Origin of the sequence: Pseudomonas putida (assembly GCF_028682475.1) — a bacterium.
Taxonomy (GTDB): domain Bacteria; phylum Pseudomonadota; class Gammaproteobacteria; order Pseudomonadales; family Pseudomonadaceae; genus Aquipseudomonas; species Aquipseudomonas putida_AG.
This window is the reverse complement of record NZ_JANHLE010000001.1, coordinates 171326-193687: the sequence shown is the minus strand read 5'-3', so window position 1 is coordinate 193687 and position 22362 is coordinate 171326. Positions and strand designations below refer to the sequence as shown.

At 58.5% G+C, this 22362-nt stretch carries 29 protein-coding genes and 1 tRNA gene; 14 read left to right on the top strand and 16 right to left on the bottom strand.

What is annotated here, in order from left to right:
* Position 1 precedes the first annotated feature (1 nt).
* Genes NPS47_RS00880 through NPS47_RS00870 form a run of 3 tightly spaced genes read left to right on the top strand, consistent with a single transcriptional unit; the run spans position 2 to position 2323 of the window.
* The gene (locus NPS47_RS00880; protein WP_274293245.1) at positions 2-1063 is read left to right on the top strand and encodes a hypothetical protein; all 1062 of its coding nucleotides are present in this window, start codon (positions 2-4) and stop codon (positions 1061-1063) included.
* A 22-nt stretch (positions 1064-1085) separates the two neighbouring features.
* Positions 1086-1973: a pyocin knob domain-containing protein gene (locus NPS47_RS00875; protein ID WP_274293244.1), complete on the top strand. Its 888-nt coding sequence runs from the start codon at positions 1086-1088 to the stop codon at positions 1971-1973.
* A complete protein-coding gene (locus tag NPS47_RS00870; RefSeq protein ID WP_274293243.1) occupies positions 1970-2323 on the top strand; it encodes a hypothetical protein in 354 nt (117 codons plus the stop codon). Before NPS47_RS00875 ends, NPS47_RS00870 begins: the two co-directional genes overlap by 4 nt.
* Positions 2324-2439: 116 nt before the next feature.
* Here NPS47_RS00870 and NPS47_RS00865 read toward each other — a convergent pair whose 3' ends face one another.
* Complete coding sequence (locus NPS47_RS00865) at positions 2440-4320, bottom strand: acyltransferase family protein (protein ID WP_274293242.1); 1881 nt, start codon at positions 4318-4320, stop codon at positions 2440-2442.
* A 137-nt stretch (positions 4321-4457) separates the two neighbouring features.
* On the opposite strand from NPS47_RS00865, the gene NPS47_RS00860 reads away from it, so the two are divergent.
* Positions 4458-5078, top strand: a complete 621-nt coding sequence (locus NPS47_RS00860) for a glycoside hydrolase family 19 protein (protein WP_274293241.1) — start codon at positions 4458-4460, stop codon at positions 5076-5078.
* Positions 5079-5164: 86 nt separating this feature from the next.
* Positions 5165-5593 (top strand): lysis system i-spanin subunit Rz, encoded by a 429-nt coding sequence (locus NPS47_RS00855; protein WP_274293466.1) that lies wholly within the window; start codon positions 5165-5167, stop codon positions 5591-5593.
* A gap of 223 nt (positions 5594-5816) precedes the next feature.
* Here the strand turns inward: NPS47_RS00855 and NPS47_RS00850 are convergent, their stop codons facing one another.
* Together NPS47_RS00850 and NPS47_RS00845 are read right to left on the bottom strand one after the other, a co-directional pair.
* A complete protein-coding gene (locus tag NPS47_RS00850) occupies positions 5817-6470 on the bottom strand; it encodes a hypothetical protein (RefSeq protein WP_274293240.1) in 654 nt (217 codons plus the stop codon).
* A gap of 621 nt (positions 6471-7091) precedes the next feature.
* A complete protein-coding gene (locus NPS47_RS00845; RefSeq protein ID WP_274293239.1) occupies positions 7092-7562 on the bottom strand; it encodes a GNAT family N-acetyltransferase in 471 nt (156 codons plus the stop codon).
* 103 nt (positions 7563-7665) lie between these two features.
* Here NPS47_RS00845 and NPS47_RS00840 point away from each other — a divergent pair, with 103 nt between their 5' ends.
* Together NPS47_RS00840 and NPS47_RS00835 are read left to right on the top strand one after the other, a co-directional pair.
* Complete coding sequence (locus NPS47_RS00840; RefSeq protein ID WP_274293238.1) at positions 7666-9147, top strand: PLP-dependent aminotransferase family protein; 1482 nt, start codon at positions 7666-7668, stop codon at positions 9145-9147.
* Between the two features lie 113 nt (positions 9148-9260).
* Positions 9261-9683: an acyl-CoA thioesterase gene (locus NPS47_RS00835; RefSeq protein ID WP_274293237.1), complete on the top strand. Its 423-nt coding sequence runs from the start codon at positions 9261-9263 to the stop codon at positions 9681-9683.
* A gap of 83 nt (positions 9684-9766) precedes the next feature.
* Here NPS47_RS00835 and NPS47_RS00830 read toward each other — a convergent pair whose 3' ends face one another.
* From NPS47_RS00830 to NPS47_RS00820, 3 genes are all read right to left on the bottom strand, one after another.
* Positions 9767-10006: a hypothetical protein gene (locus NPS47_RS00830; protein WP_274293236.1), complete on the bottom strand. Its 240-nt coding sequence runs from the start codon at positions 10004-10006 to the stop codon at positions 9767-9769.
* Between the two features lie 104 nt (positions 10007-10110).
* A complete protein-coding gene (locus NPS47_RS00825; protein WP_425313468.1) occupies positions 10111-10362 on the bottom strand; it encodes a YceK/YidQ family lipoprotein in 252 nt (83 codons plus the stop codon).
* A gap of 205 nt (positions 10363-10567) precedes the next feature.
* A complete protein-coding gene (locus NPS47_RS00820) occupies positions 10568-10810 on the bottom strand; it encodes a hypothetical protein (RefSeq protein WP_274293234.1) in 243 nt (80 codons plus the stop codon).
* Positions 10811-10865: 55 nt separating this feature from the next.
* On the opposite strand from NPS47_RS00820, the gene NPS47_RS00815 reads away from it, so the two are divergent.
* Positions 10866-11084: a hypothetical protein gene (locus NPS47_RS00815; protein WP_274293233.1), complete on the top strand. Its 219-nt coding sequence runs from the start codon at positions 10866-10868 to the stop codon at positions 11082-11084.
* Positions 11085-11099: 15 nt separating this feature from the next.
* Here the strand turns inward: NPS47_RS00815 and NPS47_RS00810 are convergent, their stop codons facing one another.
* Both NPS47_RS00810 and NPS47_RS00805 read right to left on the bottom strand, forming a co-directional pair.
* On the bottom strand, positions 11100-11513 hold the full coding sequence (locus tag NPS47_RS00810; RefSeq protein WP_274293232.1) for a DoxX family protein: 414 nt from the start codon (positions 11511-11513) through the stop codon (positions 11100-11102).
* Between the two features lie 117 nt (positions 11514-11630).
* A tRNA-Leu gene (locus NPS47_RS00805) sits at positions 11631-11715 on the bottom strand.
* 252 nt (positions 11716-11967) lie between these two features.
* Here NPS47_RS00805 and NPS47_RS00800 point away from each other — a divergent pair.
* The 3 genes from NPS47_RS00800 to NPS47_RS00790 are packed head-to-tail and all read left to right on the top strand — an operon-like array spanning position 11968 to position 14971.
* A complete protein-coding gene (locus tag NPS47_RS00800) occupies positions 11968-13122 on the top strand; it encodes a two-component system sensor histidine kinase NtrB (protein ID WP_274293231.1) in 1155 nt (384 codons plus the stop codon).
* Between the two features lie 12 nt (positions 13123-13134).
* Entirely contained in the window at positions 13135-14580 is a 1446-nt protein-coding gene (locus NPS47_RS00795) for an ATPase domain-containing protein (protein ID WP_274293465.1), read from the top strand.
* 19 nt (positions 14581-14599) lie between these two features.
* Positions 14600-14971: a response regulator gene (locus NPS47_RS00790; RefSeq protein ID WP_274293230.1), complete on the top strand. Its 372-nt coding sequence runs from the start codon at positions 14600-14602 to the stop codon at positions 14969-14971.
* 72 nt (positions 14972-15043) lie between these two features.
* Here the strand turns inward: NPS47_RS00790 and csrA are convergent, their stop codons facing one another.
* From csrA to NPS47_RS00755, 7 genes are all read right to left on the bottom strand, one after another.
* Positions 15044-15244, bottom strand: a complete 201-nt coding sequence (gene csrA / locus NPS47_RS00785) for a carbon storage regulator CsrA (protein WP_274293229.1) — start codon at positions 15242-15244, stop codon at positions 15044-15046.
* Positions 15245-15599: 355 nt separating this feature from the next.
* Positions 15600-16688 (bottom strand): molybdenum ABC transporter ATP-binding protein, encoded by a 1089-nt coding sequence (gene modC, locus NPS47_RS00780; RefSeq protein ID WP_274293228.1) that lies wholly within the window; start codon positions 16686-16688, stop codon positions 15600-15602.
* A 3-nt stretch (positions 16689-16691) separates the two neighbouring features.
* Positions 16692-17372, bottom strand: a complete 681-nt coding sequence (gene modB / locus NPS47_RS00775; RefSeq protein WP_274293227.1) for a molybdate ABC transporter permease subunit — start codon at positions 17370-17372, stop codon at positions 16692-16694.
* Positions 17372-18130, bottom strand: coding sequence for a molybdate ABC transporter substrate-binding protein (gene modA, locus NPS47_RS00770; RefSeq protein ID WP_274293226.1), 759 nt, complete (start codon positions 18128-18130; stop codon positions 17372-17374). The genes modB and modA overlap by 1 nt, the downstream gene beginning before the upstream one ends.
* 81 nt (positions 18131-18211) lie before the next feature.
* The gene (locus NPS47_RS00765; RefSeq protein WP_274293225.1) at positions 18212-19285 is read right to left on the bottom strand and encodes an NAD(P)H-dependent flavin oxidoreductase; all 1074 of its coding nucleotides are present in this window, start codon (positions 19283-19285) and stop codon (positions 18212-18214) included.
* A 28-nt stretch (positions 19286-19313) separates the two neighbouring features.
* Positions 19314-19484: a hypothetical protein gene (locus tag NPS47_RS00760; protein WP_274293224.1), complete on the bottom strand. Its 171-nt coding sequence runs from the start codon at positions 19482-19484 to the stop codon at positions 19314-19316.
* 3 nt (positions 19485-19487) lie between these two features.
* The gene (locus NPS47_RS00755; protein ID WP_038612501.1) at positions 19488-19790 is read right to left on the bottom strand and encodes a DUF1883 domain-containing protein; all 303 of its coding nucleotides are present in this window, start codon (positions 19788-19790) and stop codon (positions 19488-19490) included.
* 160 nt (positions 19791-19950) lie between these two features.
* Here NPS47_RS00755 and NPS47_RS00750 point away from each other — a divergent pair, with 160 nt between their 5' ends.
* The gene (locus NPS47_RS00750) at positions 19951-20301 is read left to right on the top strand and encodes a hypothetical protein (protein WP_274293223.1); all 351 of its coding nucleotides are present in this window, start codon (positions 19951-19953) and stop codon (positions 20299-20301) included.
* A gap of 75 nt (positions 20302-20376) precedes the next feature.
* Here the strand turns inward: NPS47_RS00750 and NPS47_RS00745 are convergent, their stop codons facing one another.
* A complete protein-coding gene (locus NPS47_RS00745; RefSeq protein ID WP_274293222.1) occupies positions 20377-21042 on the bottom strand; it encodes an HAD family hydrolase in 666 nt (221 codons plus the stop codon).
* Positions 21043-21119: 77 nt separating this feature from the next.
* On the opposite strand from NPS47_RS00745, the gene lexA reads away from it, so the two are divergent.
* Together lexA and imuA are read left to right on the top strand one after the other, a co-directional pair.
* A complete protein-coding gene (gene lexA / locus NPS47_RS00740) occupies positions 21120-21740 on the top strand; it encodes a transcriptional repressor LexA (protein ID WP_274293221.1) in 621 nt (206 codons plus the stop codon).
* The gene (gene imuA / locus NPS47_RS00735; protein ID WP_274293220.1) at positions 21740-22357 is read left to right on the top strand and encodes a translesion DNA synthesis-associated protein ImuA; all 618 of its coding nucleotides are present in this window, start codon (positions 21740-21742) and stop codon (positions 22355-22357) included. Before lexA ends, imuA begins: the two co-directional genes overlap by 1 nt.
* Positions 22358-22362 lie beyond the last annotated feature (5 nt).

Sequence of the window (22362 nt, the reverse complement as noted above, 5' to 3'; positions counted from 1 at the left end):
TATGGATCTCTACGGACTTAGAACCAGGGATGCGTCGGGCGTGGTGACGCTCGACACATCGATTACCCCAATTCGCTCACTGAAGATGATGACGGTCACCGGTAATGGCAGCTTTGACCAGTACATCGCGATACCCGAGATCCAGGCGCAGTCGTTCGTGGTCGTTGACACGCTGGAGGACCGCGGGGAATACACGTTTTCCCCGCAAGCCTGGTACTCGCCCGGTGTATTACAGCTCCGGCAGCCGCAGAACCTCACTTGGCAGGTGATGATTCTGTCGCAGGGTGGTGAGCCGTTCTCTGCACCCGGTTCATACGGCATTCGCACCTTCAACAACAACGTGCGGACCCAGATCGATGCGATCAACAAAGTGCTCACCGTTCATTACAACGGCGCATTCCAGATAGGTGTCTATTGGCGTTCGGGCATGCAGGCTCAAATCATTGAGTGGGGTGATGTCACTTTTCCAAGCCCAATTACCACATACGAAAGGCCGCTCATCTTCCTTAATGCGGAAGACTACATGATGGTTGGCAATTTCTTTGTAAAGGGGAGGCCAGGGAACTGGACTGGTTTCAGGGTAAAGCAGCGGGCAAACCACAACGCACATGGAGCTGCAGCAAATAACTACATGAACATCCGCTGGTACTGCGCGAGCTACCAGGTTCCGAATGCCCCGGCAGGCCAGTACGGTGCATCCGTCAGGGATGCCGCTGGCAATCGGACGTTCGTCACCACGGCCAACTTGTCGCTGCTGAACAACCAGCCAGCAATCAACGCTTTTGTAAGCGCTGGCAATCCCATTACCGGCATTGGCGGCTATTACGCGCCCAGCCAGCAGATGCCGTGGACTGGAAGCTACGACGACTACGTGTTGGCCAATGCGTTGTTCTCTAGCACAAACATCATTCAGACCACCCAGCCCATCCGTGCGAACTTCGGCGGCTTTCTTCCGGGTAACCGGTCGATCCTGCAGATGTATTGCGACAACGGCTCGGGCATCAATCCGCTGACTGCGAATGGCCGAACCCTGTTCGCTTCGCGCCCTATGCGGCCCCTCTAATTTCAAACTCAGTGGAGACGCTATGTCCTGGTATCGAGACGGCACTGTCGCTGTAACAAACGGCAGTACCACTATCACAGGGACCAACACCAACTTTGCCGCAAACTCCCGCGTCGGCGATGCGTTCATTGGTCCGGATGGCGTGGTGCGGGAAGTCACCAACATTGCATCGGACACCGTGCTGTCGGTGTTCCCTGCCTATTCGGGGGGCACTACCAGCGGCGCCTTTTACACGCTGGCGCCGCTGCAGGGCTACGTGAAGCACCTGGCAGATCAAGCACAGCAGATCATTCAGCAGTGGGGCTCTACGCTCGCCGGCCTGGGTACTGCGGCTTCAATGGATGTAACCGAGTCGCAGGTGGATACCGACCCAAGGCATCTACTGAAGCCCGGCGACTTTGGCATAGGTGCCAAATATGGCGCGTTTGTCACAGATATGAATGCGGTTCCCGCGGGTGGGGTATTCGGATTCAATGGCCCAGCCAATGGACCGTCCTTCGTTTATGGTGTGGTCTGGGTGGGCGTTCGCGGCCCCGTAGAGGAGGTGCAGTTCGCTGTGTCCCTTACCAGCCACGACACGGCAACTCGACACAAGGTCAACGGCACCTGGGGTGAGTGGTCACCCGGCTGGGGGAAGTGGGTCGATCTCACCACCGCCCGGGCTGTGAACGTCACCTACACAAACGATACCGGCAGGCCGATGCAGATCCTCGTGTCAGCCGGCCCGGTATCGGGGGCAAACGTGTACGTAGGCATCACTGTTGATGGTGTAGAAGTGCCAGGGAGCCCATCAGCTTCTGCGAACACGTTTGTAAACAGTTCGTCAGCAATCATCCCGCCGGGGTCAACTTACAGAGTCGAGATCAAGAACGGCACGGCAACAGTCGGCCTGTGGAGGGAACTGCGGTGAAGTATTACAGAGACCCGGTCAACGGGGATATTTACGCTTACAACGAAGACACACTCGAACAGTACTTGAAGGAAGGGCTGTCGCCCCTCTCCGATGCGGAGTACGCGGCATTCATTGATGCCATGGATCTCGAAGTCCAGAAGGGGAGCGAACTCGGCTGGGCTGCGGCGGAAATGCAGGTTGTCGCCAATCAGCTACTGATGCTTGAAGACGAAGACCCCACGGCTTTACCCGGTACCGCTCGTGAGTGGCGCGACTATCGCGTAGCGCTGCGGGCCTGGAAAGAAGGTGCTGAAGGCTTTCCCCGAGAAGTCAGCCGTCCAGCCCGTCCCAGGTTGACCAGACCGTAGCACCGACATTCTATCGCCTACTGACGGTTTTGCCTGGAGAAGCCCGGGACTCAGATTCGATCTGCGCCCCGGAGCGTGAGTACAAACAATCACGGCTTTTCAGCAGGTTTTTGGCGTCAGTTGACTATTGATGGCGTTATTTCCTTGGAGTACAAGGCAGAGCCTTCAGGCGTCAGATGCACAATGTCGTAAATTAGCGGTTTCTCATCAGGAGAAGCCAGTGGGCAGGCACCCTTTGGACAGACGGCATTGATGAGAGAGACATAGATCATACCCTTGTGATGGGATACCACTTCGCTGACATATTTCTCTGATCTAAGCATCGCTTCCATTTCCACCTCATCAGAGGACTCAAGTTCGATGAACTTGTGCTTGATCTTGTCAATCATGATGAGGGGGACATTGCGCTTGAAGAAAGGTGATTCGCCGATGATCACCACTTTTTTCAAGTTGATGCTGTCAACTTTGCTTAGTGTTTTGTCTAGCTCATTAACGTCATCTGGGCTGATAAGCCAGTTTGAGCTAATGATTAGGATGTCCGGTTTTGCCTCTTCAATTTTTTTTATGAAGATATCATTTGCAGCTCTACAAAATGGTCGAGACGGCGCATCCCTGCCAAGGATTGGCGCGCACGCGGAAGCTGTAAGCTGTCCAAGTGAGATGTCGTGTTCTGCAAGTGTTTTGCTCAACCCCATGTACAGATGGGCGGCATGACTATCGCCCCACAGGATTGCTTTTCTATGGCCGCCCGAGGGTAGGCATTTTTCCAGGTCTACGAGAGCTGCATCTTGGTCAAAATCCATAAAGCACTCGCGGGTACGATAGTCCTGTGTTGGATTGTAAGACATCGACGCAATGACATTTTCTACACGGCTCTGAGAGGACGATGGGAAGCCATTATTGTGAGATACGTACCACCCGGCAGCGATGAGCACGCACAGAGAAACAGAGGCTGCCGACAATATCTGTGACGGAGCCCACTCCTTCTTCGCATACCTGAATGACTGCTCAACGAGTTTGTAGTTGACCCAGGCAAGAGCCAGTGCAGCGACGAATACACCAAACGCTACTAGTTCTTTGCTTTCATTGGGAAAGGCGCGTTTGGCAAATACCACCAGAGGCCAATGAACGAGATACAGCGAGTACGAGATCTTCCCCACGAATACCATCGGGCCAGAACCCAGAACCATGGAGAATCGGCCACCTTGTTCTCCGGCCATTATGATCAGCGCTGCCCCCAGGCAAGGTAGCGCAGCAGCAACGCCGGGGAACGGAGCTTGGCTGCTGTAAAAGAAGATCGGGTAGGCCAGAGCTGCAAGACCTATGGCAAACATGCTGCTCGAAACAGCTTGGGTATTCTTCATGTGCATTGCCGGGAGTGCAATCAGGCTACCGATCAGCAGCTCAAATGCCCGGAATGGTAGAAGGTAGAACGACTCCAGAGGATTTGCGGAAAGCAGACGTTGCGAGAAAAATAGAGAAACAGCAAGCATTATGACAATGGCTGCTGGTATCAAGCGTTTCGATACCTTGGAAAGACCGATAAGGATAAGCGGGAAGAAGATGTAAAACTGTTCCTCGATGCCTAGAGACCAAAGATGAAGAAGAGGGATTTCATCAGCTGCTGGCGAGAAGTAGTTGAGCGTGGCATAGAAATAGATGTTCGCAGAAAACAACGCAGACGCTACTACTGATTTTGCGTAACTTGCAAGCTCGCTCGGATACAGTAGAAGGTAAGCGGCAATTGAAGTTACGATCAGTACGGATAGGAAGGCGGGGATTATTCTTCTTGCGCGACGAACGTAAAAAATGGTTATCGAAAATGTTCCGCTATTGATCTCTGAGTAAAGAATCTTGGAAATTAAATAGCCAGAAATAACGAAAAATATATCGACACCGACAAATCCGCCAGGCAGAAGGCCGACATTTAAATGGAAAATCACGACGCTCAGTACGGCTATCGCTCTGAGCCCATCGATATCTGAACGGTACTTCATGCCCTGATGAGATCCCTGCTGTGTGTGTTTTATGGCGGCGGATTGTAGCCTTGAAAAGCCGTTTTTGAACCTGCCTTTCTGCTAAAGCCACGAATTTTTCACAACCCGTCTGCGTTTTGCGGATCTGAGGAGAAAAGATGTTGATCACCGAGCAGCAGTTGCTGCAGATCCTCCCTAATGCCCGCCCTGTTGCGGGTATTTTTTTGCCTGCGCTAAACCGGGCCATGGCGCGCTACAAGATCGACAGCCCGGTGCGTGTGGCTGCTTTCCTTGCTCAGGTCGGCCATGAGTCAGGTCAGCTGCGCAACCTGGTCGAAAACCTGAGCTACAGCGCTGATGCTCTGGTGCGCACCTGGCCCAGCCGGTTCACCGTGGAGTCGGCGGCCGCCTGCGCGCGGCAGCCGGAGAAGATCGCCAACATCGTCTACAGCGGGCGAATGGGAAACATTCGCCCGGATGACGGCTGGCGGTACCGTGGACGTGGCCTGATCCAACTCACCGGCCGAGCGAACTACGGTACTGCCGGCGCCGGCCTGGCCCTGCCGCTGGAAGAACAGCCGGAACTGCTCGAACAGCCTGAGCATGCCGCGATGTCTGCCGCCTGGTGGTGGGCAAAGCATGACCTGAACGAGATGGCTGATGCCGGCCGCTTTCAGGACATAGGCAGCGTGATCAACACTGGCAAGCCCGGGCGTGTGCCACATGGTGTCGCTGAACGAAAAGCACTGTATGACCGTGCGCTGAAGGTGCTGGCGTGATCTCGTGGCGCACAATCGGTGCGGCTGTGTCGCTGGCCCTGGTTCTCGCTGTCTTCTGGGGAGCTTACCAGCACGGCCGCACGACTATGGATGCCGAGTGGCAGGCGAAGAGCGCCCTGCAGGCCATCGCATTCCAGCGAGAGCGAGAGGCTTCCGCTGTCGCGGTGATCGACTGGCAAGAAACCGAGCAGGCTCGGCGCCGAGCCCTTGAGGACCAGTTGCAGGCCAACGACAAAATCTACTACCAGGAGCTGACGAATGCTCAAAAAGACCAGGCTCGCCTGCGCGATCGCCTCGCTACTTCTGATCTCCGGCTGTCAGTCCTACTCGCCGCCCCGGGTGGTGGCGGTGGGATGCCAACCACCACCGGCACCGGCGGCGTGGTTCATGGAGCCGCGCGAGGCGAACTTGACCCAGCGGCTGCTCAACGAATTGTCGCCATCGCCGGTGACGGTGACGAAGGATTGAAGGCGCTACAGGCTTGCCAAGCGTATGTGCGAGAAGTGCATAAATAAGTGTTTGTGTTCGATCGGCAGGACGCCGGAGGAGGGTGTTTTTCTGTCTAAAACTGCCGGTGTAGATGGCCTATTTGCTGGCCGAAAACCGTCGAAAATGGCGAATGCATATTAGACACTTGCAATGCATACGCCACGGCTGGCAAGGCCTAGATCTGATCTTTACCCATACTGCTGCATTACTGGAGCCTGAGCTTGTGGCTGCTGCCCAAGCGAACGCGGGTCAGGGAGTTACGGTGAAGTAGCGTCCGTGGCCATCATTCCCGCAGAAGCTAGTCGAGACAGGGCTGGTTTCCTGTTGGGATCCTGCGCCGCTAAGTGCGACCAAGTCGATGGAGCACTTGGAAGAGATGAAGCTCTGCTTATGGAACTCGAGGCTTGCCTCGTAATCCTGTCCGGCTTTTGGTACGAATTGGATATCGGGTGGGTAGCAATAGCCACCATTTTGCTCAACGTACATGATCTTGACCAGAACCGGCTGGTTTGCAGGAATGACGAATTCATCGTATCCCAGCCTATCGGTTTTTACGGCTTCTGTGTGCGCGGAGGCGGGGATGCCGATCACGCGGTTCCGATAGTCTTCGGCTTTCATGCCAAGCAAGTCCGTGTCGCGCCAGAGGATGTAACGCTGATTGCGATCATGCTCTCGAGACCAAATCATCCCCTGCAAGGCGCCATTCACAGGATGGTTGTAATATGCCTCGCAGGTTTTACCGGGGGCGAAGCCGGCGAGCTTCTCCGGTGAGGAGTAAATGCGGATGCGTGCGGTGGTCGCGGGATCGTACTTAGCTGCCTCGGTCTCGTTGCGCACATTGGTCTTGTTGTAGCTGCAGCCGCTGAGGATGAGCACGCCAGCGGCGAGCATTATCCATTTCATCAAAAATCGTCCTTTTATTGCGTTGTGTGTTGGCCGCGTAGGCTACCACGTAAGCGTGAAAATCGGTTCCAAAACCGAAACGGCGACCCTTGCAGTATGCGGCTTGTAGCCGTGCCGTTTCGTCTTTGTTTTGGAATCGAATTTGCCACTGATGCCGCATGGGTTGGGCGCTTATACCACGTTCTTGAAAACCGCTGACCAGGCGTCAGAATCAATTCCGCAACTCCTGTTAGACCCCTTGATTTTACAGGGCTGCGGCCGGGCTAGAAATGCTGCTATGCGGAACTGATATTCACGCAAGCTACTGAAATACAAGGAAATACAGGTCGGATTGCAAATCCGTCTACGCCGGTTCGATTCCGACCTCGGCCTCCATTACTGAAAACCCCGCAGATTAACGTCTGCGGGGTTTTTCTTTGCGCGCTCGAAAAGCCAATCATTTCCGCATTAAAAGGCATCGTTTCTGCATCAGCACGGGCTAACCACCTTGAGCTGGCAAAAAAATCGAGGTGGTTTCGGCCACGCGGGGGTGACATCGAGAAGGCTGCCAATTGGCAGCCTTTTTTATTGCGTGCAAAAGGGTTATTTAGCGCTACTTTCAAGCGCTGCGTGGTGTTCCCTTTAGTCCTGCGCAGGCAGCGCCATCCGGTATTCGATCACCCCCGGCTTTTCGGCTATCCAGTCGTACAGCCGCTGTGCGGTCTGGTTAGTCTCCTGGGTATGCCAGTAGAGCCGATCGCAGCGTTTCTCCTGCGCCTGGCCCTGAACAAACTCGATCAACTGCTTGCCGACCATTTGCCCCCGGGCATTTGGGCAGACGTACAGATCCTCAAGGTAGCAGAAGTCGTTACGCGCCCAGGTCGAGCGATGGAAAACAAAATGGACGAAGCCGAGGAGTCGCTCACCGTCTGTGGCAACGGCGCAGTGCACGGGCTCTGCCGGGTCGAAGAAACGAGCCCAGGTCAGCTCAGTTGTGTCTTTGCCCAGCCCCACCTTGTAGAACGCCTGATACTGGTCCCAGTAGACGGACCATTGTTGAAAATCACTCTGTTCCAAGTTGCGAACGGAAACGAATTGTTGTGCAGCTGTCATCGTGAAACCCCTTTCAGTGTGAAAAATGGTCGGAAAACAGGTGCATTTATAGCGATAGAATGGTGGTGATTGCCCCGCCACTTTCTTCAAGTGAACCAGACCAATGTTCAAGCACTCACAATTGCAGTCAGTCAAAGCCTGGATGAGCGACCCCTCCCATGGGGCGTTGTCGCTGCATGTACGTATCCAGCGGGCGATTCGTCAATTGATTCTTGATGGTGCGTTGCGGGTCGGTAAGCCGCTGCCGGCTTCACGCCCGTTGGCCCACTCTCTGGGCGTCTCGCGGGATACCGTGGAGGCGGCATACAGCCAGTTGCATGCAGAGGGCTACATCGAGCGCCGCGTGGGAAGTGGAAGTTTCGTGTCGCAACGCGCTCGGCACCTGCCATTACGAAAGCGCCAACGCGAGGCTGTCTGCGATGGCCCACCTCAGCTTAGCCGCAGGGCAATGGGCGTTCTTCAGAGCGGGGGCGTGCACAACTTCCAAGCGTCATGCCCCTTCGCACCTGGAGTAGCCGAGACCCGACACTTTCCCTTGGCAATCTGGGAAAAGCTGGAGCGTCAGGTGTACAAGGAATATGGCACCCATGCTCTGGAGCACAGTGCGCCCCAGGGCATGGCCTCACTGCGGATTGCAATTGCTGACTACCTCAATCTCGAACGAGGGGCGCAGGCGTCTGCCGATCGGGTGCTGATTCTCACCAGCTCACAGCAGGCGCTTGGCCTGTGTACGCAGATACTCATGGATGCGGACGACCAGGTGCTGGTCGAAGACCCGCTCTACCAGGGCACCCGTAAAGCTATCGCCGCCGCAGGCCTCAAGTGCGTTCCCGTGCCGGTGGATGAAAGCGGCATGCAGGTGGAGGGCATGGGCTCGTTGGCCGCCAATGCCAGGGCGGTTTTTCTTACGCCTTCTCATCAATACCCAACCGGTGCGACGTTGTCACTCGACAGGCGGTTGCTCGCAATCGAATGGGCAAGGCAGCAGCGTGCCTGGATCATCGAAGATGACTACGACAGCGAATTCCACTACGAAGGCCGGCCGACTGCCTGCGTGCAGGGCTTAGACCCGCATGAACGGACTCTCTACATTGGCACCTTCACCAAGTCGCTGTTCGCGGGATTACGTATTGGCTACCTGCTGTTGCCCCCCTCTCTCGTCGCCCCGATGACCAGCGCACGCACGCTGCAGGATGGGCATACGGCGTCCATTGCCCAGCTGACCCTGGCAAGGTTTATGGAGGGCGGGCACTACACGGCTCATGTGCGAACCATGAGGGCGCTGTATGCCGAGAGAAGGGACGTACTGGCTGAACTTGTGCGCAAGCGTCTGGGGGCGTTTCTGGCGCCGCGCATCCCGGCCGGAGGACTGCAGATGCCCTGCCATTTCGTCCAGGACCTGCCGGAAGATGCCGTGGTCACGGCGGCAAGAACGGTGGGTATCGACCTGCTTGGACTTGGCAGTTTGTATGCGACGCCGAGGAATGATGTTGGCCTGTTAATGGGGTTCGCGGCACAGACGCCTAACGAGATGCGTGCCTCGGTGGAGAAGCTGGCGAAGGTGTTTGCGGGCCTGCTCAAGTAGTTTGCTGCCGGCCATATGCAATGGAGATGAGAGGGAGATATCGTCTACCCTGGTCAACCAGGCCTTGTGAGGCGGTTGTTAGAGCGCTGCACTCAATATTAAGGATTAATCTTGTGCCGAACTCAGTGATTGTCAAAAGAAGGGTATTGTTCGGTGACTGTGACCCGGAAGGGATTGTCTACACACCCAGGTTTTCCTACTTCGTTATTGAAGCCGTTCATGATGCGCTCAGCGTGTGGCTGTCCGGTCCTGGATTAAGAACCCTGTTAGGCTTTGATTTACTGCCGCCGGCAAGGGCATTTTCGCTGGAGTTTCTTCATCCGGTCACCTGGGATGACGAACTTTCCATGAAGGTAAGTGTTGTCAGCGTTTCGCTTCACGCGTTCACATTTCTCGTCGAAGGCAATCTAGCGCCAGCTATCAAGGCATTTACCGCTAGCCTGACACACGTTTGCGTTTCACCGGTTACCAGAGAAATTATTGAGGTTCCTGAAGCGCTTAGGGCGTTACTTGTCCCAGACGTGTGCAACGTTTGATAGTCGAATTTTGCAGGCATTAGCAAACAACCCAGCGCCATGATGCTCGCACTCGCGGCTTCGTGACGCTGGGTACTGTTCGGCTAGGTTTGCATCAAGTAAGCGGGACAGTTCACTGGGCTTGAGCTGTCCTCGGCGTTCATTCGGGCGCAATGCGCCATTGCTTCTTCCTTGCCCTGGTAGCTTGGCTTGAGCCGCATTTTTTCCTGGTTGTCGTAGATGTCGAAGCCGCCTGACACGGTTGTAGCGTAGTAGCGGCTGCCAGCACGGAAGGATTCCTGCTCTATTGGCACCGCCGGAACGATAACGAATCTTGGTTGCATTTTTTGTGCCTCCCCAGGCAGACAACTAACTATTAGTCATCCATTCGGGTAGCTGCAACAAAGCTGTAAGGCAGGCGACCAGAGGTAGGTAAATGACCTCGCCACTACTGCAATCGTGTCTTGGGAATGTTGCCGTCTCTGTGTTGCACGTAGAGTGTGTAGGGCAACGCTACGGTGTCGGCCACGCCCGACAATGCCAGGTCCAGCAGCATCAGCATTGCGGAAGGTTGTCCGCTGATGTCGGTGGTTTGCCGGGGTTCGGCGTGCAATGCGCAGAAGTCCAGGGCGGCGCCACTGTAGACTCGTGGGATGGTGTCGCAATGCGACTGCCACCGGGCAAGCTTGCTGCTTGCCACACTGTCGTCCCTGAATACGGTGTTTATCGTCCCGCAGCCTGTTAGTGAGATCGCTAACAACAACGTGCCTATTGATTTCATTTTTACGCCTCCATGCTTGATTCAGTGGCGATTGTGCGAGCAGGTTCGGTCAGTGCCAGCGAATGGCTGGTCATGGTGCATCAGGCCAATGCTGCCTTGCTGCTGCTCCTGGGGTGCCTGCTGATCAGCTCAACGCCCATACCAGCAGGGATACCAGCGCCGCCAGCAGCGTGCCCAGCACCGTGCAGTATTCGATCTTCGAATGCCGCGCATGCAGGCGCACGTCTTCAAAGTACTGGGCCTGGATAGGCGCGTGGGGATAATGGCGCAGGTCTTCGGCCAGGCCCTGAAGGCGCGCGTCAATAACAGCGCCAACGGCACAGTAGGTCGCGACGTGGCTGAGGATGAAAATCAGCAGATATTTCATTGGCGCTCCCTGGCGTTGACGATTTGCAGCCCCTGGCTTATACAGGCGTCCCTTATTGCCAAAAGCGCTGCTGCAGGAACTGATGATGCACGACGAGCCGGATATTCACGAGCCTGAACACGATCATTTGCTCGATCATGAGTTCTATGACGGCGAGCCTGTCCAGCAGGACGAGGTGGACCCGTTGTTCGATCCGCAGGACGACGACGAACAAGCTGACGCCCTGGATGAAACCGACTGGGACGAGGGCGTCGATCCGCTCGACGACCTGTAAGCGCAAGTCGCTGCGCTATCGTCCATCCACCGAGAATTTGCCAGCGCCTGTCACCGACAGCAACAGCAAGCCACCACAAATGCTCAGGTTCTTGAAAAATTGTGTGCTGTTGGCCGCGCGTTCCGGATCGACCATGGACCAGAAAGGATGGCCGATCACTGCGGTGCCGATCACGAACAAGGCGAACAGAAACGCCAGCGGGCGGGTGTAGAAACCCACGATCAGCAAGATGGCGACAAAGAACTCCATGATCACCGCAACGGCGGCCGCGACGGTGGGCATGGGCGCGCCCAGTGAGGTCAGGTAGCTGACGGTACCGTCGAAGCCGGTCAGTTTGCTCCAGCCGGACATGATGAACAGGATCATCAGCAGGATACGGGCGAGCAAAATGATTACATCACGCTGATTGTCGAACAAGGTATAACGCATGGCCACCTTCCTTTGTTATCGGGCCATTTTACCTTAGCAGCTGCTTGCCGCCTTTGCGCTGGGGCAGGGTGAATCGCGGGCAGCAAAAAGGCGCCTGCAAGGCGCCTTTTCAGAAGATGGTGCGAGTGGCGGGACTCGAACCCGCAAGGCTCACGCCGGCAGATTTTAAGTCTGCTGTGTATACCAATTCCACCACACTCGCACAGGTTTGAAAGGGTCTGGCGACCGGGGCGTGCTGTTGGATCGAAGCCCTGGAGAAAATGCGTTTCCTCCGCAATCAAGCGAGCTTTATAACTCATCGTTATATTTGAGTCAACCGCAGAGCAAGGGTCTGGACCGGCCTTCTGCGCCGCGCGCACCAGGCGCTTTCAAGAGAAATGCCAACCCCCCCGGAATTTGCACGCAGTGCTGGCTGTCTATGCTTGATTACGTCGGCCGTTTGCGTGGAGCTGTTATGAATTCTTCCGATCGCCCGGATCTGCACACCATGCACGCCAATCGTTACGAACAATTGGTGCAGGCGGTGGTGGACTACGCCATCTACATGCTCGATCCGGGCGGTCATGTGGTCTCCTGGAACGCCGGTGCCCAGCGAATCAAGGGCTGGACTGCCGACGAAGTGATTGGCAAGCACTTCTCGCAGTTTTTCACCGAACAGGATCGTCTTGAAGGTAAACCCGCGTTGCTGCTCGAGCGCGCCTTGACCACCGGTGTTGCACAGGATGAGGGCTGGCGTGTGCGCAAAGATGGCACACGCTTCTGGGCGCTGGCGGCGCTGGATGTGATCCGCTCAGCGGATGGCGAGATTATCGGCCTGGCGAAGATCACCCGTGACATCACCGATCGCCGCGAGGCCGCCCTGCAGCTTGATGCAATGCGTGCGCAGCTGTTTCAGGCGCAGAAACTCGAAGCCCTCGGCCAGTTGACCGGCGGCATGGCCCATGACTTCAACAATCTGCTGACCATCATCATCGGCTCGGCGAGGCTGGCGCTCAACAGCAAAGACCCGCAACGCAGCCAGCGCTTGCTTGAGCACATTCTCGATGCCGGTGAGCGGGGTACGCAAATGACCCAGCAATTGCTCAGCTTTGCTCGGCATAAGGCGCTGAAGTCGGCGCGGATCCAGGTCTCGGTGTTGGTCGAGTCGATACGCCTGTTGCTGGTCCATGTAATACCCAAAGGTGTCGAGCTGCAGGTACAGCTGGAGCCGGGTTTGCAGGATATCGAAGTGGATGGCGGGCAGTTGCAGATGGTTCTGCTCAATTTGATCTTCAATGCCCGCGATGCTGTAGGTAACGAGGGTGTGATTCGCCTGTCGGCCTGTAACTGCCAGCTCAATGGCGAGGTTGAAGATTTGCACGGGGCTTTTGTGCGCCTGGAGGTCAGCGACAATGGCCGCGGCATTGCCCCCAATGTGTTGCCACGGATCTTCGAACCTTTTTTCACCACCAAGGCCTTTGGCAAGGGAACTGGATTGGGGTTGAGCCAGGTCTATGGTTTTACCAGGCAGAGCAATGGCGCAGTCAGCGTCACCAGCGAACCTGGCCAGGGTACTTGCATGACGTTGTACCTGCCGGTGTTTCAGCCGGACACCACTACATCGAACTGAACAGGTGCGTGTATCGTGGAATCACTCAAACGTCTTGCCAGCGGCATCGAAGGACTGGACGCACTGCTCAAGGGCGGACTGATCGCCGGCGCTTCTTATATCGTTCAGGGGCGACCGGGGTCGGGAAAGACCATTCTGGCCAATCAGCTGGCGTTCAATCATGTCGGTCTGGGCGGGCGAGTACTGGTTGCGACCCTGTTGAGCGAGTCCCATGAGCGTTTGTTCCAGTACCTTTCGACCTTGAGCTTCTACGACCCGAGTCTGGTCGGCAAGGAAATCCAGTTTATCAGCGCTTTCGATACCCTCGAGCGTGAGGGGCTGGATCAGCTGGTCAAGTTGCTGCGCGGCGAAATCAGTCGTCACCAGGCTTCGTTGTTGATCGTCGATGGTTTGCTCACGGCCAGGTCACGGGCTGAAACTTCGCTGGATACCAAGAAATTCATCGCCGAACTGCAAGGTCATGCGGCATTCGCCGGCTGCACGGTGTTGTTTCTGACCAGTTCGCGACTGGATGACGGCAGCCCTGAACATACCATGGTCGATGGCGTGATCGAACTGGGTGAAGCACTGACCGGGAGCCATTCAGTGCGTAGTATTCAGTTGCGCAAAACCCGCGGCAGCGCTGCCTTGTCGGGGCTGCATGAGTGCCAGATCACTGAAGACGGGCTGCAGGTCTACCCGCGTCTGGAGTCGCTGTACAGCCACCCCAGTGGTATGGGCAGCGGTGAACTGAGTCGGGTCGGCAGCGGCGTAAAAGCACTTGATGAGCTTTTGGGCGGTGGTTTGCCCGGCGGCTCGGTGACCCTGGTGATGGGGCCTTCGGGGATTGGCAAGACGTCCTTGGGGGTGAACTTCCTGGCCGCCTCGACGGTGAAGGAGCCGGGCTTGCACTTTGGCTTTTATGAAACACCTCAGCGCCTGCGCGTGAAAGCCAGTGCCCTGGGATACGACTTTGCGGCCATGCAGCGCAGTGGCGCGTTGCATGTCGCTTGGCAGCCGACCACCGAGGGGGTGCTCGATGAGGTGGGCGCCAGGCTGCTGCATCAGGTCAAGGAACACGGTGTGCGGCGGGTGCTGATCGATAGCCTTGGCGCCTTCACGCGCCTGGCCAACCATCCGGCGCGGCTCAACGAGTTTTTCAGGGCTCTGACCGGAGAACTGCGGGCTCACGATGTCAGTGTCATGGCGACCTGGGAGATGCGCGATATCTTCGGCTCGGAAATCAATGCGCCAGCGCCGGACCTGTCGAGCATTGTCGACAACTTGCTGTTGATGCGCTTTGTCGAACTGGACTCGCAGCTCAAGCGCATGCTGTCAATTCTCAAGGTGCGCGACAGTGACTACGACCCAGCGTTGCTGGAGCTGATTATCAGCAATCGGGGCATCGATCTTAAAAAAGCGTTTACTCAGGCCACCGCAGTGCTGTCTGGCACGCCGGTGCCCGTGGCGGGCACGTGAGCCTGCAGGCTGTGCAGTCATGAGGACGATTCTGGTCGTTGACGACGAGTACCTCATTGCCCAGATACTGGGTTACGCCCTGGAAGATGCGGGCTACGTGGTGGAAACGGCCAGCAATGGGCAGAAAGCGTTGGATATCCTCAAGGACAAACCTGTGGATCTGGTCATTACCGACTATATGATGCCGCAGAAAAACGGTGAGGAACTGGCCAACACCATACGTGAAGACCCGCAGTGGCAGAACCTGCCATTGATTTTGATGAGCGCGGCCCAGGCTTACGAGGCGCGGGGCAATCCTGGCTTGTTCGTGGCGGTGTTCGACAAACCCTTCGATATTTTCACGATGATCGCCAAGGTCGAGGAGCTGGTCGGCCCTCCCGAGTCGTCATAAGGCCATTGCGGCCCACCATCAGAGCTGACGGGGCAGGGTCAAGCGCATCCGTGCGGCTTGAATCAGCGAGCGTTACTCCTGATGATCGTCTCCTTTTGCCGGTGCCGGGCTGCCAGCCTGAATGCGCTTGAAAATCTCTTCGCGGTGCACCTGAACATCTTTCGGTGCATCGATGCCGATCCTCACTTGCATACCTTTGACGCCCAGAATGGTGACTTTGATGTCATCGTTGATGACGATGCTTTCGCCAACCTTGCGGGTGAGTATCAGCATGTATATCTCCTTGGTAACGTAATTTGCTTTGCAGGCCGCGCCCGCACAAGCCGGGAACACGCGGAACGCGTTCCTCTTTTCCTTCATTAAAGACGCTTTCGGGAAATATTAATTCCGCCGAACACAGAATCTGTAGTGAGTCTTTAGTCGCAGGTGCCGGTAGGGCGATTGAGCGTTCCACAGCAGCGAACGCCGCTCACACCGGCAAGCATAGGGGGCTTGAGCGAATATGGGAAATTTCTCTGCATGATATGAGAACTGAGGTCTTTTGTATCGACTTTCAAGGGGCTAACGGCGTTACAGGATCAATATCAGGCACCTTTTTTCAGCGTACGGCCCCTTGTGTCATGCGCGGTCAGCCCAGCAAGGCCACCGACTTGATCTGCGCTATCAGCTGCTGGCCGCTGTGCAGGCCCAGCTGGTCGGCCGAGTAGCGGGTGATCCGGGCCAGTAATACGCTGCCGGCAGCGTCGAGGCTGACCAGTACATGGGCACTGTTATCCGCTGCCTGATACCCCATGACCCTTACCGGCAAGCGGTTGAGGATGCTTGAGTGGGTATCTTCGACCAGGCTCAGGCTGACATCTCGGGCCTGCACCTTGAGTCGCAATGAGGTACCCAGTGCCAGTGGCTCGTGGGCCAGGCGCAGCTCCAGGCTGCTGCCTGGCAGTTGCAGACCGAGTAACTGGTAGCAGGTGTCGTAACTGCTGACCTGGCCCTCAATGATCACCCCGGCATTGTCACCCTGGGTCAGGGGCAGGTCGAGGCGGGCGAGGGTGGCGGCAATCGGGCCGCTGGCCTGGACTTTGCCTTGCTCCAGCAACACCAGGTGGTCAGCCAGGCGGGCCACTTCATCCTGGGCATGGCTGACATAGATCAGCGGGATGTCCAACTCGGCGTGCAGGCGCTCCAGGTACGGCAGGATCTCGCGCTTGCGCGGGCCGTCGAGGGCCGCCAGGGGTTCGTCCATCAGCAGCAGTTGCGGGCTGCTGAGCAAGGCCCGGGCGATGCCCACGCGTTGCGCCTCACCGCCGGACAGGGTGGCGGGCTTGCGTTCGAGCAAGTGCTCGATGCCCAGCAGCGCACAGGCCTGTTCAAGGCTGACCTTGCGCGCCTGGGCCGGAATGCGGCGCCACCCAAAGGTCAGGTTGCCGTGCACGGTCAGGTGCGGGAACAGGCTGGGCTCCTGGAACACGTAGCCGACCGGGCGCAGGTGCGGGGCGATGAAGTGATCGCGGCGTGAGTCTTGCCAGATCTGCCCGTTGACTTCGATATAGGCCTCGGACGCCCGTTCCAGGCCGGCCAGGCAGCGCAGGCAGGTGGTCTTGCCCGAGCCTGAGTGGCCGAACAGGGCACTGATGCCGCGACCGGGCAATTGCAGGTCGACGTCCAGGTCGAAACCGTCACGAGCGACTTTGAGCCGGGCATGAATCATCTTGTGCATGCTTCAGCTCCAGGCCGATTTGCCCTGGCGGCTGGAGTACAGCGCCAGCAGCACGAGGAACGAGAACACCAGCATGGCGCCGGCCAGCCAGTGTGCTTGCAGGTATTCCATGGCCTCGACATGGTCGAAGATCTGTACGGAGACCACACGGGTCTTGTCGGGGATGTTGCCACCGATCATCAGCACCACGCCGAATTCACCCACGGTATGGGCAAAGCCGAGGATGCTGGCGGTGATGAAGCCGGGCCGGGCCAGCGGCAGTACTACATGGACAAACGTGTCCCAGGGGCTGGCGCGCAACGTGGCGGCTACTTCCAGCGGGCGTTCGCCGATAGCGCTGAAGGCGTTCTGCAGCGGTTGCACGACAAAGGGCATGGAGTAGATCACTGAGCCGATCACCAGGCCGCTGAAGCTGAACACCACAGTGCCCAGCCCCAGCGCCTCGGTGGTCTGGCCGATCCAGCCATTGGGCCCCAGGGCCAGCAGCAGGTAGAAGCCGATGACCGTCGGTGGCAGCACCAGCGGCAGCGCCACCACCGCGCCCACCGGCCCGCGCAGCCAGGAGCGCGTGCGCGCCAGCCACCAGGCGATGGGCGTGCCGACCAGCAACAGGATGAAGGTGGTCAGGCTGGCCAGTTTGAAGGTCAGCCAGATGGCACCCAGGTCGCTGGCATCCAGTGGCATCAGATTTCGTAACCGTAAGACTTGATCAGTGCAGCCGCTTTCGGACCTTTGAGGTAGTCCACCAGGGCCTTGGCTGCCGGGTTGTCTTTGCCCTTGTTGAGGATCAGCGCATCTTGCTTGATCGGCTCATGCAGGCTGGCCGGGACGATCCACGCCGAACCTTCGCTGACTTTGCCGTCCTTGTAGATTTGCGAGAGGGCGACAAAGCCCAGCTCGGCATTCGCCGTGGACACGAACTGGAAGGCCTGGGTGATGTTCTGGCCTTCGACGATCTTGGCCTTGGTGGCCTCGGTCAGCTTGAGCTTGTCCAGCACCTGGGTAGCCGCCAGGCCATAAGGCGCAGCTTTCGGGTTGGCGATGGACAGGTGCTTGAACTCATTTTTTTTCAGCACTTCACCCTTGGCGTCGACGTAGCCAGGTTTGGCCGACCACAAGGCCAGGGTGCCGATGGCATAAGTGAAGCGCGAGCCTTTGACGCTATCACCTTCGCTTTCCAGTTTGGCCGGGGTGCTGTCGTCAGCGGCGAGGAAGACTTCGAACGGCGCGCCGTTCTTGATCTGGGCATAGAACTGCCCGGTGGCGCCGTAGGCGGCGACCAGCTTGTGACCGGTGTCTTTCTCGAAGTCCTTGGCGATGGCCTGGATCGGTGCGGTGAAGTTGGCGGCGACAGCCACCTGAACCTCTTCGGCCCAGGCGCTGTTGAAGGTCATGAACGTGGCCAGGGCGGCCAGGGCAAAACGCGGTGCGCACTTACTCATGAAACACAGCTCCATGGGCTGAGGGGTAGTCGTTATATACGTGAATATATAGCGATTACCCGACAAACGGAAAGCACTGCTTCAGCGCTTGAGCTGGGCGAGGGCGTTTTCAGCCAGTTTGCGGGTCAGCTCGGCGGCCGGCAGGGCTTGCCCCAGACGCAGCGCCTGGCCTGACCAGAGGTTGCTGAAATCGCTGTTACCTTGTGGCTCGCTGATCGCCCGCAGCGGCATCAGCGCGCCGCCGGCCAGCGGGAAGGGCGGCGCCAACGCGCTGATCGGGCCCAGTTCGCGCATTATCCGTGTTGTTATGCCGCGGGCAGGGCGCCCGGTAAACAGGTTGGTCAGGGCCGTGTCGCTTTCCTTGGCGCTGTGCAGCGCCTGGCGATGGGCCGCCGAGACCTTGGCTTCCGGGCAGAACAGATAGGCGGTGCCCAGCTGTACCGCCGACGCGCCCAGGGCCAGGGCGGCAATAATGCCGCGATGGTCGCCGATACCGCCAGCGGCAATCACGGGTACCTTTACCGCATCGACGATTTGCGGCACCAGCGCCAGGGTGCCGACCTGGGAATTGAGGTCGCTACCGAGGAACATCCCGCGGTGCCCGCCAGCTTCATAACCCATGGCGATGATCGCGTCGCAGCCGTGCTGCTCCAGCCAGATCGCCTCGTCTACGGTGGTGGCGCTGGACAGCACCTTCGCGCCCGTGGCCTTGACCCGTGCCAGCAGGCTTGCCTCTGGCAGACCGAAGTGGAAGCTGACTACGGCTGGCTTGAAGGCTTCGATCAGCTGGCAGCTGGCGTCGTCGAACGGTGCGCGGTTGGACACTGGCGTCGGTGCATCAAAGTCGGCGCCCAGCTCTTCGTAGTAGGGCTTGAGCGCCAGCTTCCAGGCTGTATCGCGCGCCGGGTCCGGCTGCGGTGGCTGGTGGCAGAAGAAATTGACGTTGAGCGGGCCGTTGCTGGCTTGCTTGAACGTTTGCAGCTCGGCGCGGATCTGCTCCAGGCTCAAGGTTGCACAAGGCAGCGATCCCAGGCCACCGGCATTGCTCACGGCAATGGCCATGGCCGAGCCGCTGGCGCCGGCCATCGGGGCCTGGAGGATCGGCAGTTCGATGCCGAGCAGATCAAGAAGACGGGTGTCCGGCCATCGGCTCATGCCAGGGATTCCTTCTGCGCTGTGTCCGTTACAGGGCTTTGCTGACCTTGATGTCGGTGATCTTTTTCGCGTCTTCGCCGTGGAGTTTCTCCAGGGCGGCTTGCACTTCCTGCGGGGCGTCGCTGCTCATCAGGGCGAAGTCGAAACGACGCTCACCCTCGAGCTTGTACTTGATGACGTACTTGGTGGTCTGGCTCATGGCTTATCTCAGCTTCGACGACGAACGGCGGATGAATTTGATCTTGTGGGTGAAGGTCGGCTTGGTCACTGCCGACAACGCGCGCGGACCGACGGTATCGATGGTGATGTTCCAGAAGCCGGTGCTGGGCACGGTGATCTTCGCCGGGAAGTCGACGAAAGCGCCGCCGTGATAGGTGTGGCGCCCGCCATTCTTGAAGCTGCGGAAGTTGGCGTCGTTCATCAGGCGGATGTTGCAGCGCTGGGAACACTCGATGACGACGATGTCGTCTTCGTTGAGGTGTTCGCGCTGGTGTACGAATTTCATGTTGCTCTCCGCAATGGATCTTTGGGCAAATCAAAACGATACCATGATCAACGGTTACACTGTCGCCCTTCGTGCCCGACCCACGATAAATCTGCCAATCAAGGGAGCAAAATGGTCTGGGCGCGGTCAGAGTCTTTTTCCGTGGTGGAGGTGTAGCTTGATGAAGTGGGTTGTAGCAGCGTTGGCAGTTACGCTGGGTGGTTGCGTCAGCGTGTCGGAGCTTGAAAGCTCGCCGGAAACCCTGAACGTGATTTCCGGCAAGAAGCCCCAGGAGTACGCCACCTGCGTACAGCAGCAACTGGCTGAAACCCGTGGCCCCCTTGAGGTTGAGCCGCATCATGATGGCCTGCGCCTGGTCGTGCCGCAAAAACTCGGGGCCGGGCCGGCTGCCTTGGTGGACATCAATGAACGCGGCAGTGGCAGCAGCATCAAGCTGTACGAGCGCCTGAACAACTTTCCCCTGCGCCTGGGTGACGTGAAGACTGCGGCGACACGTTGCATTTCCGGGTGAGTCTGTTGATGCCATCGCGGGGCAAGCCCGCTCCCACCGGCTCGGTGGGAGCGGGCTTGCCCCGCGATGTCTAAGTCAGAACGTTACCCTACTCATTTGTTCAATCAACGCCCACAACCGCGGATCCTCGAAATCCGCCACTACCAGTTGCGCACCTGCCGCGAGCAGGGCGTCGGGTGCCTGACTGGTGGACAGACCAACGGTAAAGATTCCGGCCTGGCTGGCCGCTGTCACCCCAGGCACTGAATCCTCGAACGCCAGGGCATGACTGGCCCGCGCCTGCAGGCATTCAAGGCCGGCGAGGTAGGGCAGTGGATCCGGTTTCGCTCGCGGCAGCTCTTCGGCTACCAGCACATGCTTGAAACGCTCGCCCAGGCCCATGGCATTGAGCATGTGCACGGCGTTGGCCCGTGGCGCATTGGTTACTACGGCCATGCCAATGCCTGCCTGTTCAGCGTGCTCAAGCAGCCGGATCAGTCCGGCAGTGGGCTGCAGCGTCGGTGACAGTGCGCGAAAACGCGCCTCCTTGCGATCAGCAAAAGCCTGGTGCTCGGCCAGCGACCGCTCGGGGAACAGGTAGCGGCACAGATCAGCGTTGGCCCGACCGCTGACGTGAGCATCGAACTCCGCCTCGGTCAACACCCGGCCTTCTTCCAGCAAGAGCTGTTGCATGGCCAGCAGGTGGAGTTTGTCGGTATCGGTCAGGGTACCGTCGAGATCGAACAGCAAGGCTTCAAGCATTCCGGGCATCCGTTGCAGTGGCCGCTCATCATAACCGGATCACAGGGGCTGGTCAGTGCGCGTCGAAAAGAGTACAAATGTACTCCATGAACAGACTATCGCCTAAACGCAGCGCCATCCTCACCTTTATCCGTGACCGGATTGCCGATCATGGCCAGCCGCCGAGCCTGGCCGACATCGCCACGGCCTTCGGCTTTGCTTCGCGCAGCGTGGCGCGCAAGCATATCCAGGCCCTGGCCGAGGCCGGTTTCATCGAGGTCACCCGCAACCAGGCCCGGGGCATTCGCCTGGCCGGGGCCTTGCGCCGGCCCGAGGTCCTGGAAATTCCGGTGCTGGGCCAGGTGGCCGCAGGGCGGCCCATCGGCCCGGATGTCGATATTCACGAGCAGCTCATGCTCGACGCCCAGCTGTTTAGCCGTTCGCCCGACTACCTGCTCAAGGTGCGTGGCGACTCGATGCTCGATGACGGCATTCTCGACGGCGACCTGGTCGGTATCAAACAGCAAGCCGAAGCCCGTGACGGGCAGATCATCGTTGCCCGCCTCGATGGCGAGGTGACCATCAAGCGTTTCGAGCGGGTCAGTGCCCAGCAGTACCGTCTGCTGCCGCGTAACCCGGCCTATGCGCCGATTGAGGTCGGTCCCGGCCAGGACTTTGTCATCGAGGGCGTGTTCTGTGGCCTGGTGAGGCGCGGCTGATGGGCGCGGTGCTCAGCCTCGACGGCCTGCTCGACCAGCAACGGATCTGGAAGGGGCGGCCCCAGGCACAGCCCCAGGGTTTGCAGCCCACCGGCCATGCCGCGCTGGACACAGCACTGCCCGGCGGTGGCTGGCCGCCTGGCGCGCTCACCGAGCTGTTGCTCAGCGTCGAGGGCTGCGGCGAGCTGCACTTGCTTTGGCCCAGCCTGGCTCGCCTGAGCGCCAGCGGTGAGCGGGTGGTGCTGATTGCGCCGCCGTTTATTCCCTACGCACCGGCCTGGCAGGCGGCGGGGGTCGACCTGCAGTGGCTGACCCTGGTCGAGACGGCGCCGGCCGACGTGCTCTGGGCTGCTGAGCAATGCCTGCGTTCAGGCAGTTGCGGCGCGGTGCTGTGCTGGCCGCACAAGGCCGACGACCGCGCCTTGCGTCGTCTGCAGGTAGCCGCCGAAAGCGGCCAGACCCTGGCCTTTGCCTTGCGCCCTTTGCAGGCGGCGCTGAACCCGTCACCGGCGGCGTTGCGCATTGCCATTGATGCCCGCCCGGCGCAGTGGCGGGTACTCAAATGCCGCGGCGGTCTGGTCCCGGCGACGCCTATCGCCTGTCCCGGGCGAGGCTGATGGCT

Coding starts and splice junctions, on each gene's coding strand:
- NPS47_RS00880 (WP_274293245.1), top strand. CDS start 2: ATGGATCTCTACGGACTTAGAACCAGGGATGCGTCGGGCGTGGTGACG.
- NPS47_RS00875 (WP_274293244.1), top strand. CDS start 1,086: ATGTCCTGGTATCGAGACGGCACTGTCGCTGTAACAAACGGCAGTACC.
- NPS47_RS00865 (WP_274293242.1), bottom strand. CDS start 4,320: ATGAAGTACCGTTCAGATATCGATGGGCTCAGAGCGATAGCCGTACTG.
- NPS47_RS00860 (WP_274293241.1), top strand. CDS start 4,458: ATGTTGATCACCGAGCAGCAGTTGCTGCAGATCCTCCCTAATGCCCGC.
- NPS47_RS00855 (WP_274293466.1), top strand. CDS start 5,165: ATGGATGCCGAGTGGCAGGCGAAGAGCGCCCTGCAGGCCATCGCATTC.
- NPS47_RS00850 (WP_274293240.1), bottom strand. CDS start 6,470: ATGAAATGGATAATGCTCGCCGCTGGCGTGCTCATCCTCAGCGGCTGC.
- NPS47_RS00845 (WP_274293239.1), bottom strand. CDS start 7,562: ATGACAGCTGCACAACAATTCGTTTCCGTTCGCAACTTGGAACAGAGT.
- NPS47_RS00840 (WP_274293238.1), top strand. CDS start 7,666: ATGTTCAAGCACTCACAATTGCAGTCAGTCAAAGCCTGGATGAGCGAC.
- NPS47_RS00830 (WP_274293236.1), bottom strand. CDS start 10,006: ATGCAACCAAGATTCGTTATCGTTCCGGCGGTGCCAATAGAGCAGGAA.
- NPS47_RS00820 (WP_274293234.1), bottom strand. CDS start 10,810: ATGAAATATCTGCTGATTTTCATCCTCAGCCACGTCGCGACCTACTGT.
- NPS47_RS00810 (WP_274293232.1), bottom strand. CDS start 11,513: ATGCGTTATACCTTGTTCGACAATCAGCGTGATGTAATCATTTTGCTC.
- NPS47_RS00800 (WP_274293231.1), top strand. CDS start 11,968: ATGAATTCTTCCGATCGCCCGGATCTGCACACCATGCACGCCAATCGT.
- NPS47_RS00790 (WP_274293230.1), top strand. CDS start 14,600: ATGAGGACGATTCTGGTCGTTGACGACGAGTACCTCATTGCCCAGATA.
- csrA (WP_274293229.1), bottom strand. CDS start 15,244: ATGCTGATACTCACCCGCAAGGTTGGCGAAAGCATCGTCATCAACGAT.
- modC (WP_274293228.1), bottom strand. CDS start 16,688: ATGCACAAGATGATTCATGCCCGGCTCAAAGTCGCTCGTGACGGTTTC.
- modB (WP_274293227.1), bottom strand. CDS start 17,372: ATGCCACTGGATGCCAGCGACCTGGGTGCCATCTGGCTGACCTTCAAA.
- modA (WP_274293226.1), bottom strand. CDS start 18,130: ATGAGTAAGTGCGCACCGCGTTTTGCCCTGGCCGCCCTGGCCACGTTC.
- NPS47_RS00765 (WP_274293225.1), bottom strand. CDS start 19,285: ATGAGCCGATGGCCGGACACCCGTCTTCTTGATCTGCTCGGCATCGAA.
- NPS47_RS00760 (WP_274293224.1), bottom strand. CDS start 19,484: ATGAGCCAGACCACCAAGTACGTCATCAAGTACAAGCTCGAGGGTGAG.
- NPS47_RS00755 (WP_038612501.1), bottom strand. CDS start 19,790: ATGAAATTCGTACACCAGCGCGAACACCTCAACGAAGACGACATCGTC.
- NPS47_RS00750 (WP_274293223.1), top strand. CDS start 19,951: ATGAAGTGGGTTGTAGCAGCGTTGGCAGTTACGCTGGGTGGTTGCGTC.
- NPS47_RS00745 (WP_274293222.1), bottom strand. CDS start 21,042: ATGCTTGAAGCCTTGCTGTTCGATCTCGACGGTACCCTGACCGATACC.
- lexA (WP_274293221.1), top strand. CDS start 21,120: ATGTACTCCATGAACAGACTATCGCCTAAACGCAGCGCCATCCTCACC.
- imuA (WP_274293220.1), top strand. CDS start 21,740: ATGGGCGCGGTGCTCAGCCTCGACGGCCTGCTCGACCAGCAACGGATC.